The organism is Kitasatospora sp. NPDC051702 (assembly GCF_040681575.1).
Lineage (GTDB): Bacteria > Actinomycetota > Actinomycetes > Streptomycetales > Streptomycetaceae > Kitasatospora.
Map to the genome: position 1 here is coordinate 1 of NZ_JBFAZB010000042.1, position 15,087 is coordinate 15,087.

The window sequence follows — 15,087 nt, forward strand, 5'->3', positions numbered from 1 at the left end:
AGGTCGACGGCGCCCACGCCCTCGACCGCATCACCCGCGAACGCGGCATCCACCTCGACTTCTTCACCGCCTTCTCCTCCGTCGCCGCCCTGCTGGAGGACGGCGGCCAGGGCAACTACGCGGCCGCCAACGCCTACCTGGACGGCCTGATGGCCCGCCGCCGCTCCCTCGGACTGCCCGGACTCGCCGTCAACTGGGGCCCCTGGGCCGAGGTCGGCATGGCCGCGGACCTGGCGGACCGGATGACCCGCAGCGGCGTGGCGATGATCCCGGTCGAGCAGGGCCTGGCGGCGCTCACCGCGCTGCTCGGGGCGCCGGTCGCCCAGATCGGCGTCATGCCCACGCTCCGCCCGGCCCGGCCGCGGGCCGACGCCGCGGCCCCGCCCGCCGCGGCCGAACCGTGGCGCACCCGGCTGGCGCAGGCCCCGGCCGCCGAACGCGACGGGCTGCTCCGCCAGTACCTGGAGCAGCAGCTCACCGCGCTGCTCGAACTGCCCTCCGGGTACCGGGTCGACGGGCACACCGCCTTCTCCGAACTGGGCATGGACTCGCTGATGGTGGTCGAGTTCAGCAACCGCCTGCAGCGCGACCTGGACGTGGTGCTCGGTTCCACCATCGCCTTCAACCACCCCACGGTCGAGCAGCTCCAGGCCCACCTGGTCCGGGAGCTCGGCCTGGAGACCGCCACCGGATCCGACCCCGAGTCCGACACCCCGGACGAGTTCGAGCTGGACGACCTGCGCGCCAGCGTCGACCGCGAGCTCGACCTCCTGCTGAACGACGACGAGGACACCACGCCGTGACCGACCGACATGACAGCCCCGACGCGCTCAGGCTGCGGAAGGCCCTCACCGCCATCCGGACCCTGAAGACCCGGGTCAAGGAGCTGGAGCGCGACCGGGCCCAGCCGATCGCCGTCATCGGCATGGGCTGCCGCCTGCCCTCCGCCCCCGACCCGGACGCCTACTGGGAGCTGCTGCGCTCCGGCGGCGAGGCGATCCGCGACATCCCCGCCGACCGCTGGGACGTGGACGCCCACTACGACCCCGACCCCGCGGCCGAGGACCGGATGTACTGCCGCCGGGGCGGCTTCCTCGACGACGTCGCCGGGTTCGACGCGACCTTCTTCGGGATCTCGCCGCGCGAGGCCAAGCGCCTCGACCCGCAGCAGCGGCTGCTGCTGGAGGTGGCCTGGGAGGCGCTGGAGGACTCCGGACGCGACCCGCGCTCGCTCACCGGCTCGCGCACCGGCGTGTTCGTCGGCATCTCGGAGGCCGAGTACCTGCAGCAGATGCAGGTCCGCGGCGCGGAGTCGGTGGAGATGCACGACGTCACCGGCACCGCGCTGAGCGTGGCCAGCGGCCGGCTCTCCTACCACCTGGGCCTGCGCGGCCCCAACCTGGCGCTGGACACCGCCTGTTCGTCGGCGCTGGTGGCCGTGCACCTGGCGGTGCAGAGCCTGCGCACCGGCGAGTCCGACCTGGCCCTGGCCGGCGGCGTCAGCCTGATGCTGTCCCCGGACGCCTTCATCGCCTTCTGCAAGGGCTCGGCCCTCGCCGCCGACGGCCGCTGCAAGACCTTCGACGCCCGCGCGGACGGCTACGCCCGCGGCGAGGGCGGCGGCGTGGTCGTCCTCAAGCGGCTCGACGACGCGCTCGCCGACGGGGACACCGTCCACGCGGTGATCCGGGGCACGGCCGTCAACCAGGACGGCCGCACCAACGGCCTGACCGCGCCCAGCGGGACGGCCCAGCAGGAGGTCATCCGGCAGGCGCTGGCGGACGCCGGGCTCGCGCCGCACGAGGTCGGCTACGTCGAGGCGCACGGCACCGGCACCCAGCTCGGCGACCCGATCGAGGTGGACGCCCTCGGCACGGTCTTCCGGGACCGCGGTACGGCCGGTCCGCTGCTGATCGGCGCCGCCAAGACCAACATCGGGCACCTGGAGGCCGCCGCCGGCGTGGCCGGCCTGATCAAGGCCGTGCAGGTGCTGCGGCACGGCGAGGTCCCGCCGAACCTCAACTTCGACCGGCCCAGCCCGCACATCGCGTGGGACCGGCTGCCCGTCGAGGTGCCGACCGAGGTCCGGGCCTGGCCCGAGGGCACCCGGGCGGCCGGCGTCAGCTCCTTCGGCTTCAGCGGCACCAACGCCCACATCGTCCTGGAGGCCGCGCCGACCGGCTCGGACACCCCCGGAGCCACGGACAACCCGGACACCCCGGAGACCACGGGCGCCCCGGACCGGCCGCACCACGTGCTGCCGCTGTCCGCCCGCAGCCCCGAGGCGCTGCGCGAGCTCGCCGGCCGCTACGCCGCGTCGCTGCGCGGCCGGTCCGCGGCGGAGCTCGCCGACACCGCGTTCACCGCGGGCACCGGTCGGACGGCCTTCGCCCACCGGCTCGCGCTGTCCGCCGCCGACGGCACCGCCGCCGCCGAGCTGCTGTCCGCGTTCGCCGAGGGCCGCCGCGCCCGGGTCTCGGTCGGGCACGCCACCGGCCGGCCCGCCGTCGCCTTCCTCTTCACCGGCCAGGGCTCCCAGTACCCCGGCATGGGCCGGAAGCTGTTCGAGACCCACCCCGGCTTCCGCCGGACCCTGGAGCGCTGCGACGCGATCCTGCGCGAGCAGGGCCTGCTGGACGCCCCGCTGCTCGACGTGCTGTACCCGGCCCCGGACGGCCCGGGCGCGGGACTGCTCGACCGGACCTCGCACGCCCAGCCGGCCATCTTCGCGCTGGAGTACGCCCTGGCCGAGCTGTGGCGCTCCTGGGGCGTCGAGCCCCGGGTGGTCCTCGGGCACAGCACCGGCGAGTACGCGGCCGCCTGCGTCGCGGGCTTCTTCTCGCTGGAGGACGGCCTGCGGCTGGTCGCCGGCCGGGCCCGGCTGATCGAGGCCACCACCACCGGCGGGGCGACCGCCGCCGTCTTCGCCTCGCCCGAGGAGGTCGCGCCGGTCCTCGCGGGGCTCGCCGGCCGGGTGAGCACGGCGGGGATGAACGGCCCCCGCGAGACCCTGATCGCCGGGGTCGCCGACGACGTCTCCCGGGCGCTGGCCGAGCTCAAGGAGCGCGGCCTGGACGGGCGGCCGCTGCGGATCCCGCACGCCCCGCACTCGCCGATGATCGAGCCCGCGCTGGCCGAGTTCGAGGCGCTGGCCGCCACCGTCGCCTACACCGCCCCCCGGATCCGGATGATCTCCAACGTCACCGGGACGCCGATCGACGCGGTGGACGCCGCCTACTGGCGCCGCCACATGCGCGAGCCGGTCCGGTTCTCCGACGGCATGGCGGTGCTCGCCGGCGAGGAGTGCGGCGCGGTGCTGGAGATCGGCCCGCAGCCGGTGCTCCAACTGCTCGGCCGGCAGAGCTGGACCGGCCCCGCGGTGCGCTGGCTGTCCTCCCTGTGGGAGGGCCGCGACGACTGGAAGCAGCTGCTGCACAGCGTCGCCGAACTGCACACCGCCGGGGTGGACGTCGACTGGGCCGCCTTCGACGCGGAGTACGCCCGCAGGCGGGTCCCGGCCCCGACCTACCCCTTCCAGCGCAGCCCCCACTGGTTCACGCAGAGAGAAGAAACCACCGTGCCCCAGCACACCACCCCCCTGGCGCAGGTCCCCGCCCAGGCCGCCCCGGCCACCGCGGCCACCGCGGCCGGGCGGCGGGAGCTGATCCTGGCCGACCTGCGGGAGCGGGTCGGCGCGGGCCTGGAGTTGGCCCTGCAGGACGTCGAGCCCGGGGCCAGCCTGGTCGACCTCGGCGCCGACTCGCTGCTGATGGTGCGGATCATCCAGGACGTCACCGACCTGTACGGCATCACGCTGACCGTCGGGCGGCTCTTCGACGACCTGGACACCCCGGAGGCCCTCGCCGCCCACCTGGACGCCGAGCTCCCGGCCGGGCACCCGGTGCCCGGCGACCGGCCGGCCCCGGCCGCCGTCGCCGTCCCGGCACCCGTGGAGGCCCAGGCCGCCCCGGTGACCGCTCCGGCCGCCCGGCCGCTCACCGTCCAGGGCGCCGTCGGCGACCAGGGCTCGATCGGCGCGCTGATGGCCGCCCAGCTGGAGGTGATGTCCCGGCAGCTGGAGGTCCTCGCCCAGCACGGCGCCGCCCCGGCCGCCGCGGCCGTCACCCCGGCCGCGCCGGTGCCCACCGCCCGTCCGGCCCTGCCCGCCGTGCGCCCCGCCGCGCCCGCCGCGAAGCGCCCGGCCTCCGCCGGCGCCCCGCCCCGCGAGCTGACCGCCCGCCAGCAGCAGCACCTCGACGACCTGCTGGAGACCTACAAGAAGCGCACGGCCGGCTCGCTGGCCCGGGCCGTCGACTACCGCGCGCTGCGCGCCGACACCCGGATGCGCTCGGTGCGCCCGGAGACCCGGTCGGTCTCCTACCCGGTCATCGGCGAGCGGGCCAGCGGCGCCCACTTCTGGGACGTCGACGGCAACGAGTACATCGACGTCGCCATGGGCGTAGGCGTCCTGCTCTGCGGGCACGACCCGGAGTTCGTCACCGGGGCGGTCGCCGCCCAGCTGGAGCTCGCCCTGCAGACCGGCCCCATCTCGGCGCTCTCCGACGAGGTCGCGCAGCTGATCTGCGAGATGACCGGCATGGAGCGGCTGTTCTTCGCGGTGACCGGCACCGACGCGGTGCGCGGCGCGCTGCGGATGGCGCAGGCCAAGACCGGCCGGTCCCGGTTCGTGATGTTCTCCGGCTCGTACCACGGGCAGGACGACCGGGTGCTCGCCCTGCCGGACGTGCTGAACGACCCCTCGCACTCGGTGCCGATGGCCCCCGGGATCTCCCCGCAGGCCGCCCAGGACCCGCTCATCCTCACCTACGGCGCCGCCTCCTCCCTCAAGGCCATCGAGGAGCACGCCGACGAGCTGGCCGGTGTGCTGGTGGAGCCGGTGCAGAGCCGCAACCCCACCCTGCAGCCGGCCGAGTTCCTCCGGGAGCTGCGCGCCCTGACCACCCGCCTCGGCGTTCCGCTGATCTTCGACGAGGTGATCACCGGCTTCCGGGTGCACCCCGGCGGCGCACAGGCCCACTTCGGGGTCCGGGCCGACCTCGCGGCCTACGGCAAGGTCGTCGGCGGCGGTCTCCCGGTCAGCGTGGTCGCGGGCCGGGCCGAGTTCCTGGACCAGGTCGACGGCGGCGTGTGGGCCGACGGCCCGGGCCCCGACCCGGACAGCGAGAAGACCTACATCGGCTCCACCTTCGAGATGCACCCGCTGGCCATGGCCAGCACCCGGGCGATCCTGCTGCACCTGCGCGAGCAGGGCCCGGCGCTGCAGGAGCGGCTGAGCGCCCGCACGACCTACCTGGCCGAAACCCTGAACGCCTTCTTCGAGGCCGGGGAGGTGCCCATCCGGGTGCTGCACTTCGCCTCGGTCTTCCGGTTCGCCTGGAAGGGCAACGCCAGCTACGCCTACCAGCCGCTGGACATCGAGGTCTTCCACTTCCACCTGCTGACCCGCGGCATCTACCTGTGGGAGGGCCGGACCTGCTTCCTGTCCACCGCGCACACCGACGAGGACATCGAGGGCATCATCACCGCGGTCAAGGAGTCGATCGCGGCCATGCGCGACGGCGAGTTCCTGCCGCCCGCCCCCGGCACCACGACCACCGCCGCACCGCTCGGCGAGGAGCAGCGCGAGCTGCTCGCCCTGGAGCGGGCCGGTGCCGCCGGCGCGCCGTCCTGGGCGGTCCCCGAGTCGATCCGGCTGCGCGGCCCCCTCGACGTCGACGCGCTGCGCCGCGCGGTGAGCACGCTGACGGCCCGCCACGAGGCGCTGCGCACCGTGTTCCCCGAGGGCGGGGCGGCCGAGGTCCGGCCGGGCACCGTGGTGCCGGTCGAGGTCGTCGACCTCACCGCGGCCGCCGCCGGCCGCACCGACGAGGCGGTCGCCGACTGGTGGCACGCCGCGATGGCCGTGCCCTTCGACCTCGCCGCGGGCCCGCTGGCGCGGATCACCGTGCTCCGGCTCGCCGACGACCTGCACGAGCTGACGCTGCTCACCCACCACGTCGTCTCGGACGGCTGGTCGGTGTCGGTCCTGACCGAGGAGCTCGCGGCGCTGTACACCGCCGAGCGCCGGGGCACCCCGCACGGTCTGGCGCGCCCGTCCCAGCACCGCGACTTCACGGCCTGGCAGCAGCGCCGCCGCCCCGAGCTCGCCGAGCACCAGCAGTACTGGCTGGAGCGGTTCGCGGACGGCCTCCCGGACACCGTGCTGCCCGCCGACCGCGAGCGCCCCGCGGTGCCCACCCACCAGGGCGCCCGGATCACCATGACCCTGGAGCCCGAGCTCTGCGAGGCGCTGAAGAAGGTCGGCCGGGCCCACAAGGCCAGCCTGTTCATGACCCTCCTCGCCGCGTACGGCCTGCTCACCCACCGCCTGACCGGCCAGGGCGACGTCGTGATCGGCACGCCGCAGGCCAACCGGGCCTTCAAGGGCAGCGAGTCGGTGGTCGGCTACTGCGCCCACTTCCTCCCGGTCCGCAGCACGCTGGCCCCCGGTGCGACGCTCGCCGACCACCTCCGCCGCACCCGGGAGGAGGTGCTGGCCTCCTTCGAGCACCAGGAGGTGCCGTTCGCCCGGCTGCGCGAGGCGCTGGGCGCGGCCCCGGACGCCTTCCCGCTGCCGCTGCGCACGGTCTTCAACATGGACCGCTCCGCCCCGTGCCCGGAGTTCGACGGGCTGACGGCCGAGTACCGCCCGGTGCCGACCCGGTTCGCCCTGGTCGACTTCCGGCTGGACGGGCTGGAGCACGAGGGCGGCGTGCGGCTCGACTTCGACTACCGCACGGACCTCTTCGACGAGGCCACCGTCCGCGGCCACGGCGACCACTTCGTCGCCCTGCTGCGGGCCCTGGTGGCCGACCCGGGGCAGCGGGTCGACGGGCTGCCGGAGCGCATGGACGTGACCGATCCCGGCCGGGACGCCGGGGACGCGCAGAACGAGAACGGAGCGGAGCGTTGAGCGAACACAGCAGCGGAGCGGCCTTCAAGGAGGTCCCGGTCATCAGCATCGCCCCGCTGGTGACCCCCGACCCGGACCCGGCCGCGCTGCGGGAGACCGTGGAGCAGATCGGTGCGGCCTGCCTCGACGTCGGCTTCTTCTACGTCAGGGACCACGGGATCGCCGAGGCCGACAGCCGTGAACTGTTCGACGCCGCGCAGAAGTTCTTCGCCCTCCCGCTGGAGGAGAAGATGCGGATCCGGCTCGGCATCACCGAACAGTTCCGCGGCTACGTGCCGCTCGGCGGCGAGGTCACCGGCGGCAAGACGGACTGGCACGAGTGCCTGGACCTGCAGCCCCGCTCCGGCCGGAACGCCGACACCATCGCGAAGGCCGCGGCGGCCCGCAGCGCCGACGCCCACCCGCTCGACGACCCCGGCCAGTGGCCGCCGGCCCTGCCCGAGTTCCGCACCACCGTGATGCGCGCCTGGGACCAGCTGTACGGGCTGAGCGGGCGGATCGCGGCGGGCATGGCGCTCAGCCTCGGCCTGGACGAGCACCACTTCGCGCCGTACCACGGCGTGGAGTTGAGCGACCTGCGGATGGTCCACTACCCGCCGTACAACGAGACCGTCGGCCGGGCCGCCCCCGAGGCGCTCCCGATGGACGAGGTGGAGCACGGCTTCGGCGCCCACGTCGACTACGGGTTCCTGGCCGTCCTCCAGCAGGACGAGGTCGGCGGCCTGGAGGTGCGCAACCCGGAGGGCCAGTGGATCTCCGCACCGCACATCCCCGGCACCTTCCTGGTCAACATCGGCCAGATGATGCAGCGTTGGACCAACGACCGGTACCGCGCCACCTGGCACCGGGTGACGCTGCCGGGCACGGTGGACCGCTACTCGGTCCCCTTCTTCTTCGAACCGCGGTACGACGCCCTGATCGAGCCGCTCGCCGTCTGCTGCGACGCGGACAACCCGCCCCGCTACGAGGCCGTCGAGTTCGGCCCGTACGTGGTCGACCTCTTCTCCAAGGCGTACGACTGACCGACCGCGTAGAGCCCGCACACTCCGAGAGATAGGAAGCAGATCCGTGCAGACCTCAAGTGTTGTCAACTCCTGGAACGAGTGGGACCCGCTGCAGGAGATGGTCGTCGGCTCCGCCGACAACGCCAACTTCGAGCCCACCGAGCCCGGCAGCCGCCCCTCCGTCCGCAACGCCCCCGGCACCCCCTTCCCCACCGGCCCCAAGTCCAAGGAGGCCGTCGACCTGGCCAACGAGGAGCTGGCCGGGCTCGCCTCGCTGCTGGAGTCCCAGGGCGTCACGGTGCGCCGGCCCGAGCTGCACGACTTCTCGGCCCCGGTCCGCACCCCGGACTTCGAGGTGGAGAACCAGTACTGCGCCGTCTGCCCGCGCGACGTCATGATCACCATGGGCAACGAGATCATCGAGGCCACCATGTCGCGCCGGGCCCGGTACTTCGAGTACCAGCCCTACCGCAAGCTGGTCTACGAGTACTGGAACGCCGACCCCCGCGTCGAGTGGACGACGGCCCCCAAGCCGTCGATGGCCGACGGCATGTACCGCGAGGAGTTCTGGGACTGGCCGCTGGAGAAGCGGCACGAGGAGATGCACTCCTTCGAGTTCTGCATCAACCAGGACGAGGTCGTCTTCGACGCGGCCGACATGAGCCGCTTCGGCCGGGACATCCTGGTCCAGGAGTCGATGACCACCAACCGCGCGGGCATCCACTGGCTCAAGCGACATCTGGAGCCGCGCGGCTTCCGGGTGCACCCGGTGCACTTCCCGCTCGACTTCTTCCCCTCGCACATCGACTGCACCTTCGTGCCGGTGCGCCCGGGCCTGATCCTCACCAACCCGGAGCGGCCGCTGCGCGAGGGCGAGGAGAAGATGTTCCTGGACAACGACTGGGAGCTGGTCGACGTCCCGCAGCCGGTGCTCGGCAACGACGAGATGCCGCTGTACTGCCAGTCGTCCAAGTGGCTGTCGATGAACGTGCTGAGCATCTCGCCGACCAAGGTCATCTGCGAGGAGCAGGAGAAGCCGCTCCAGGACCTCCTCGACAAGCTCGGCTTCGAGGTCTTCCCCATCCCGTTCCGCAACGTTTTCGAGTACGGCGGCTCCCTGCACTGCGCCACCTGGGACGTCCGGCGCGAGGGCACCAGGGAGGACTACTTCCCCAACCTCGCCTACCAGCCGCTGATCTGACACCACACCAAGGGAGCCCCACATGTACATCCTCGGCATCAACTCGGTCTACCACGAGTCCTCGGCCTGTCTCCTCAAGGACGGCGCGGTCGTCGCCGCCGCGGAGGAGGAGCGCTTCAACCGCGTCAAGCACGGCAAGGAGGCCCGCGCCGACAACCCGGACGAGCTCCCGATGAACGCCATCGGCTTCTGCCTGGAGCGCGCCGGCATCACCATGGCGGACGTCGACCACGTGACCTGCGCGGCCGACCCCGACGAGATCCGGGCCGTCCTGGACGGCGGCCTGCCCTCGCCGTGGGACAGCGTCGAGAAGCAGTCGCTGTTCCTCGCCACGCTGCCCAACATCCCCAAGAAGTTCGCCGAGCTGGGCTTCGTCGGCGAGTTCCACTGGGTGGCCCACCACACCGCCCACGGCGCGTCCACCTACTTCGCGTCGGCGTTCCAGGACGCCGCGGTGCTGGTCGTCGACGCGCTCGGCGACGACGCCTACTCGACCCGGCTCTACCACGGCAAGGGCGCCAAGCTGGACTGCGTGCAGAGCGTCCGCTACCCGGCCTCCATCGGCTACCTGTGGGAGCTGGTCTCGGTCTTCCTCGGCTTCGGCGTCTACGACGCGGCCAAGGTGATGGGCCTCGCGGCCTACGGCGACCCGCAGCGCTTCGCCGCGGCCTTCGACCGGCTCGCCTGGACCACCGAGGACGGCGGCTTCGACATGCGCCAGGACCTGCTGAAGTTCAGCGACATCCTGTACTACCCGCCGTCGGCCGACACCTCGGGCCTGGAGTCCGTCCTCGGCGTCGCCCCGCGCGAGCGGGACGACGAGCTGCAGGACGTCCACCACGACATCGCGGCCGCGCTGCAGGAGAAGACCAACGAGCTGGTCCTGCACATGGCCCGCCACCTGCACGCGCTGACCGGGTCGAGCCGGCTCTGCCTGGCCGGCGGCGTCGCGCTGAACTGCGTCACCAACCAGGTCGCCTTCGAGCAGGGCCCGTTCGACGAGCTGTACGTGCAGCCCGCCGCGCACGACGGCGGCCTCTCGCTCGGCGCCGCCCTGCACGTGTGGAACGACGTGCTCGGCCAGGAGCGCGCCCCCGAGATGCGCCACGCCTACTGGGGGCCGTCCTACACCGACGCCGAGATCGAGGCCGAGCTCGCCTCCCGCGAGGGCCTGGAGGTCGTGCGCGCCGCGGACTTCGAGAAGGACGTCGCCAAGCTGCTCAGCGAGGGCAACGTCATCGGCCTGTTCCAGGGCTCGATGGAGCTCGGCCCCCGCGCCCTGGGCAACCGCAGCATCATCGGCGACCCGCGCCGCCGCGAGATGCGCGACGACCTCAACCACAAGGTCAAGCACCGCGAGTACTTCCGTCCGCTGGCGCCCAGCGTGCTCAGCGAGGAGGTGCCGGAGTGGTTCGAGATCGCCAAGGAGACCACCGCCGCCGACTACATGCTGATGGCGTACCCGGCGAAGGCCGACAAGCACGACCGGATGGGCGCGGTGCTGCACGTCGACAACACCTGCCGCATCCAGGCCGTCCGGGCCGACGTGAACCCGCGCTTCCACGGCATCATCAGCGAGTTCCGGGCCCTGACCGGGGTCCCGATGGTCCTCAACACCTCGTTCAACGACCAGGAGCCGATCATCTGCTCCCCGGCCGACGCGGTGAACACCTTCCTGGGGACCGAGATCGACTACCTGGCCATCGGCCCGTTCCTGGTCCGCAAGGCCCCGGTCGACGGCACGGTCTGACCGGCTGCGACGCACCACCGCACGGCACAGCACAGCAAGGGGGAACCAGAAGTGAAACTGCACGTGACCCGGCTCCAGGACGCGGTGCACCGCCTGGTCGAGGAGAGGGGCCACTACTGGGCCCCCCTCCCGACCGACGCGCACCTGGCCGCCGAGGTCGACGCGCTCGGGCGGCTCGCCGCCGGGGGCGCCGACCCGGCCGCGGCCAAGGGGCCCCTGGTCGAGATCGTGGTGGCCGCGCTCGCGCTCGCCAACGCCTACGGCGTCTCCATGCAGCAGGCCTGCAACGACGCCGCGATGCCGGCCGACCTGACCGACGCGTCCCTGTGGCGCGCCGGTCGGCAGGAGCCGGAGCAGGTCGCGGCCCTGGTGGCCGCGGCGGTCGAGCCGGTGCACTACACGATGGCGTTCTACCGCTCCGAGGCCCGGCAGGGCAGCGACCCCCGGGTCGTCGCCCTGCACGGCCTGATCCCGGGGGTGCTGCGGGCGGCGTTCGCCGGCTTCGACTCGCACGACGACCTGGGGGCCCACCTGAACGGGCACCTGGAGCACACCCGCACCCTGGACGGCCGGTCCCGGGAGACGGAGTTCGACCCGTCGCGCGCGGTGACGACGGAACTCATCCGTCCCATCCAGATGCAGACCTTCTGCCCCTTCGCCCAGAAGTCGGTCCTCTGGGGGCCGCCGTCCTACGACGAGGCCCTCTCGTTCGAGGACAACATGAAGGCGTCGCTGCCGACCCTGCGCCAGTTCATCCGGGTGCAGGACCACGACGTCATCGACGGGTACGTGTACGCGTTCCCCACCCGGGTTTTCGGTGAATCCTTCGAGGACCTCCAGCAGGTCTTCCGGAACTTCGTCGAATTCCTGCACAGGAATCTCACGGACGCCGCCCCGGCCGGACTGGACCCGGAAACCGCCACCGACCCGAAGTGGTTCCTCGTCCTCGAGGGCGAGGAATGCTTCATCAGCGTCTTCGCGCCGATCTACCCGCACGACCACTCGCGGTACATGAACGGGGTCGAGGGTCAATTCGTGTTCATGCTCCAGCCGGAGGCGGCCGTTCTCCGTCTACTGACCAAGAACGACTACAAGCAGCGCTCCGAGGCGATCCGGCACCGTTTCCGGGACGGCTTCCAGCGTTACGTCCTGGCCGACATAGAACTCCACCGGTTCCTGCTCCCGGTGCAGGCCGACCAGCCGCCGGTCAAGTGGTACGAATTGGCCCCCACCATTTAGCCGACCCGGTCAGCCGGCCCGTTCAGCGGGCCGGTTCGGCCGGCCCGCTCGACGGGCCCGCTTCCGCGGGAAACGCGGGGCGGGCGGCCGGGACTCCTCGTCCCGACCGCCCGCCCCGTCGCCGTACGCCCTCCGGTCAGCTCAGCAGCAGCTTGCCGATCCGGCGCGAGGCGCCGTACAGGCCCACCGCGGCGAGCGCCGCGAGGTAGCAGGCGTGCCCGATCATCGAGGGGTCGAGCGCGCCGACCGAGAACCCGCGGGCCAGCTCGATGCCGTGGTACAGCGGCGAGAGCTCCACCAGGAACCGCAGCACCGGCGGGTACACCGACATCGGGTAGAAGGTCGTGGAGAACAGGAACATCGGCATCACCACGACGTGGATGTAGTCGAACTGCGAGGACGACCTCAGCAGCGTCGCGCACACCATGCCCAGGGCCGCGAACGCCGTCGCGATCAGCAGCGCGGTGGGGATCAGCATCAGCGCCCAGGGCGAGGTCGCCAGGCCCATCGCCGCCATCACGCCGAGGAACGCCGTGGCGTACAGGCCGCTGCGCAGCACCGCCCAGGAGATCTCGCCGATGGCGACGTCCAGCGCCCCCATCGGGGTGGCCAGCATCATGTCGTAGAGCCGGTCGAAGCGCAGCTTGTAGAAGATGCTGAGCGTCTCGTAGACCGCACCGTTCATCGCGGAGGACACCAGCAGCGCCGGCGCGACGAAGGCCACGTAGGTCATCGGGCGGCCGTCCGGCCCGGTCACGCCGTCGATCAGCGAGCTGAAGCCGACCTGGAAGGCCAGCAGGTAGAACAGCGGCTCGAAGACGCCGGAGACCAGGACCAGCCAGGCCCGGGAGTAGACCAGCGCGGTGCGCTCCACCAGGCGGTGCGCGAGCCCGGAGTAGCTGCCGGCCGGCAGGATCCGCAGCAGCGGGCCGCCGCCGTGCCGGGCCTGCGCGGCGATGCGGCCGGCGGTGGGCCCCGACGGGGCCGGTGCCGCCGGCGCCGCGGGCGCGTCGGGAGTCATCTGCTTCTCCACGTCAGATCACCAGCCTGCGGCGGAAGCGCCGGCGGCCGACGTACACGCCGGCGACCAGCATGGCGAGCAGGAACAGCGCGTGCCCCAGTGCGGGCAGCGGCGCGAGGCCGTCCAGCGTGACGCCCCGGACCAGCTCGTTGCCGTGCCAGACGGGGGAGAGCCAGACCAGCGGCTGCACCACGGCGGGCAGCCGGTCGACCGGGAAGAACGTGCCGGCGAACAGCGTCATCGGCAGCACCACGAAGCGGTTCAGCGCGACGAAGGCGTGCCCCTCGCCCCGGGTGGTGGCGGCGAACGCCATGACCGGTGCCGCGCAGGCCGCCCCGATGAGCACCGCGAGCGGCAGCGCGAGCAGGACGCCGGGCCCGGTCCACGCCCCGAAGAACAGCGCGGCGACCCCGTAGATCCCCGCCGAGACCGCCAGCCTGATGACGATCCAGAGGAGCTGTCCGCCGAAGAGCTGCTCCGGCGTGATCGGGGTCGCGCTGATCGCCACGTAGTCCCGCTTCCACTTGAAGCCGGACAGGACGGGGTGCCCCGACTCGTTCACCGCCGTCGCGATGACGCCGCTGACCAGCAGCGCGGGGGCGATGTACTGCAGGTAGGTGATGCCGTCCGGGATCGAGCCGGCCTTGACCTGGGAGCCGAAGCCGAGGCCCATCGCCCCGAGGAAGAGCACCGGCTGGAGCCCGGAGGAGTAGAGGTTGGCCCGCCAGTAGCGCCGGTACCAGGCCCACTGGCCCTCGATGCGCAGGCCCATCGCCCGCCAGGGCCCGACCACCGCGCCGGTGGCACGGGCCTCCTGTCGCGTGTGCGTGTCGAGGGCCATGTCAGTCCACCAGCATTCGGCCGGTCAGGCGCAGGAAGACGTCCTCCAGGGTGGAGCGCCGCACCAGGGTGGAGAGCGGGTCGACGCCGCGTTCGGCCACCCGGGCCGCGGTGTCCTCGGCGTTCTTCGTGTACAGCAGCAGCCGGTCGGGGAGCACCTCGACCCGCTCCACCAGGCTGTCGACCTGGCCCACGTACTGGCCGGGGGTGCCGGGCCGGAACCGCAGTTCCAGGACCTCGCGGGTGGAGTACTGCTCGATCAGTGCGGCCGGCGAGCCCTCGGCGACGATCCGGCCCGCGTCCATCACCACCAGGCGGTCGCAGAGCTGCTCGGCCTCGTCCATGTAGTGCGTGGTGAGGATCAGCGTGACGCCGCTCTGCTTGAGCCGGAAGAGCCGGTCCCAGAGCAGGTGCCGGGCCTGCGGGTCGAGTCCGGTGGTCGGCTCGTCGAGCAGGACCACCTCGGGGTCGTTGACCAGGCCCCGGGCGATGGTGAGCCGGCGCTTCATGCCCCCGGAGAGCGGCTCCACCGCGTCGTCGGCCCGGTCGGAGAGCTGGGCGAACTCCATCAGCTCGACGGCCTTGCGCCGCACGTGCGCCCGGGACAGCCCGAAGTACCGGCCGTACGTCTGCAGGTTCTGCCGGACGGTCAGCTCGCTGTCGAGGTTGTCGGCCTGCGGCACGATCCCGATGCGGGAGCGGATCGCCGGGCCGTGCGTGTCGGGGTCCATGCCGAGCACCCTCAGGTCGCCCCCGGTCCGCGGGGACATGCAGGAGATCATCCGCATGGTCGAGGACTTCCCGGCGCCGTTGGGGCCGAGGAACCCGAAGGCCTCGCCCCTCGGCACGGTGAAATCGACGCCCCGGACCGCCTCGAAGTCCCCGAACCTCTTTTTCAAGCCCCTGGCCGAAATGGCCGCGGTGCTGTCGGCGCCCGCAGCTTTTGACTCGGTCACAACCCACCACCCATCATTTTTATATGACCTGAATCGTTATCCTATGAGGGCAGGTAAGGACCCGCAAGCAACCTCCGACCGTACCGCAGGTCCCTCCGGATTT

Annotated in this window: 9 protein-coding genes; 6 read left to right on the forward strand and 3 right to left on the reverse strand. The window is 72.5% G+C overall.

Annotation, left to right across the window (positions count from 1 at the left end; all coding sequences use genetic code 11):
• From AB0N04_RS28785 to AB0N04_RS28810, 6 genes are all read left to right on the forward strand, one after another.
• The coding region (locus tag AB0N04_RS28785) for a beta-ketoacyl reductase (protein ID WP_360212938.1) at positions 1 to 803 on the forward strand (803 nt) is incomplete at its 5' end.
• Positions 800 to 6,973: a guadinomine polyketide synthase module 4 GdnH gene (gene gdnH, locus AB0N04_RS28790; protein WP_360212936.1), complete on the forward strand. Its 6,174-nt coding sequence runs from the start codon at positions 800 to 802 to the stop codon at positions 6,971 to 6,973. The genes AB0N04_RS28785 and gdnH, both read left to right, overlap by 4 nt.
• Positions 6,970 to 7,995, forward strand: a complete 1,026-nt coding sequence (locus AB0N04_RS28795; RefSeq protein ID WP_360212934.1) for a 2-oxoglutarate and iron-dependent oxygenase domain-containing protein — start codon at positions 6,970 to 6,972, stop codon at positions 7,993 to 7,995. The genes gdnH and AB0N04_RS28795 overlap by 4 nt, the downstream gene beginning before the upstream one ends.
• 100 nt (positions 7,996 to 8,095) lie before the next feature.
• Positions 8,096 to 9,178 carry a glycine amidinotransferase gene (locus tag AB0N04_RS28800; protein WP_360212946.1) on the forward strand — a complete coding sequence of 361 codons (1,083 nt, stop codon included), beginning with the start codon at positions 8,096 to 8,098 and terminating at the stop codon, positions 9,176 to 9,178.
• Positions 9,179 to 9,200: 22 nt separating this feature from the next.
• Positions 9,201 to 10,928, forward strand: coding sequence for a carbamoyltransferase C-terminal domain-containing protein (locus AB0N04_RS28805; RefSeq protein ID WP_360212932.1), 1,728 nt, complete (start codon positions 9,201 to 9,203; stop codon positions 10,926 to 10,928).
• Positions 10,929 to 10,979: 51 nt separating this feature from the next.
• A complete protein-coding gene (locus AB0N04_RS28810) occupies positions 10,980 to 12,167 on the forward strand; it encodes a YqcI/YcgG family protein (protein ID WP_360212930.1) in 1,188 nt (395 codons plus the stop codon).
• Between the two features lie 136 nt (positions 12,168 to 12,303).
• Here the strand turns inward: AB0N04_RS28810 and AB0N04_RS28815 are convergent, their stop codons facing one another.
• Genes AB0N04_RS28815 through AB0N04_RS28825 form a run of 3 tightly spaced genes read right to left on the reverse strand, consistent with a single transcriptional unit; the run spans position 12,304 to position 14,927 of the window.
• Positions 12,304 to 13,188: an ABC transporter permease gene (locus AB0N04_RS28815; protein ID WP_360212928.1), complete on the reverse strand. Its 885-nt coding sequence runs from the start codon at positions 13,186 to 13,188 to the stop codon at positions 12,304 to 12,306.
• Positions 13,189 to 13,201: 13 nt separating this feature from the next.
• Positions 13,202 to 14,029 (reverse strand): ABC transporter permease, encoded by an 828-nt coding sequence (locus AB0N04_RS28820; protein ID WP_360212926.1) that lies wholly within the window; start codon positions 14,027 to 14,029, stop codon positions 13,202 to 13,204.
• Between the two features lies 1 nt (position 14,030).
• Positions 14,031 to 14,927, reverse strand: a complete 897-nt coding sequence (locus AB0N04_RS28825) for an ABC transporter ATP-binding protein (protein WP_360212924.1) — start codon at positions 14,925 to 14,927, stop codon at positions 14,031 to 14,033.
• Positions 14,928 to 15,087 lie beyond the last annotated feature (160 nt).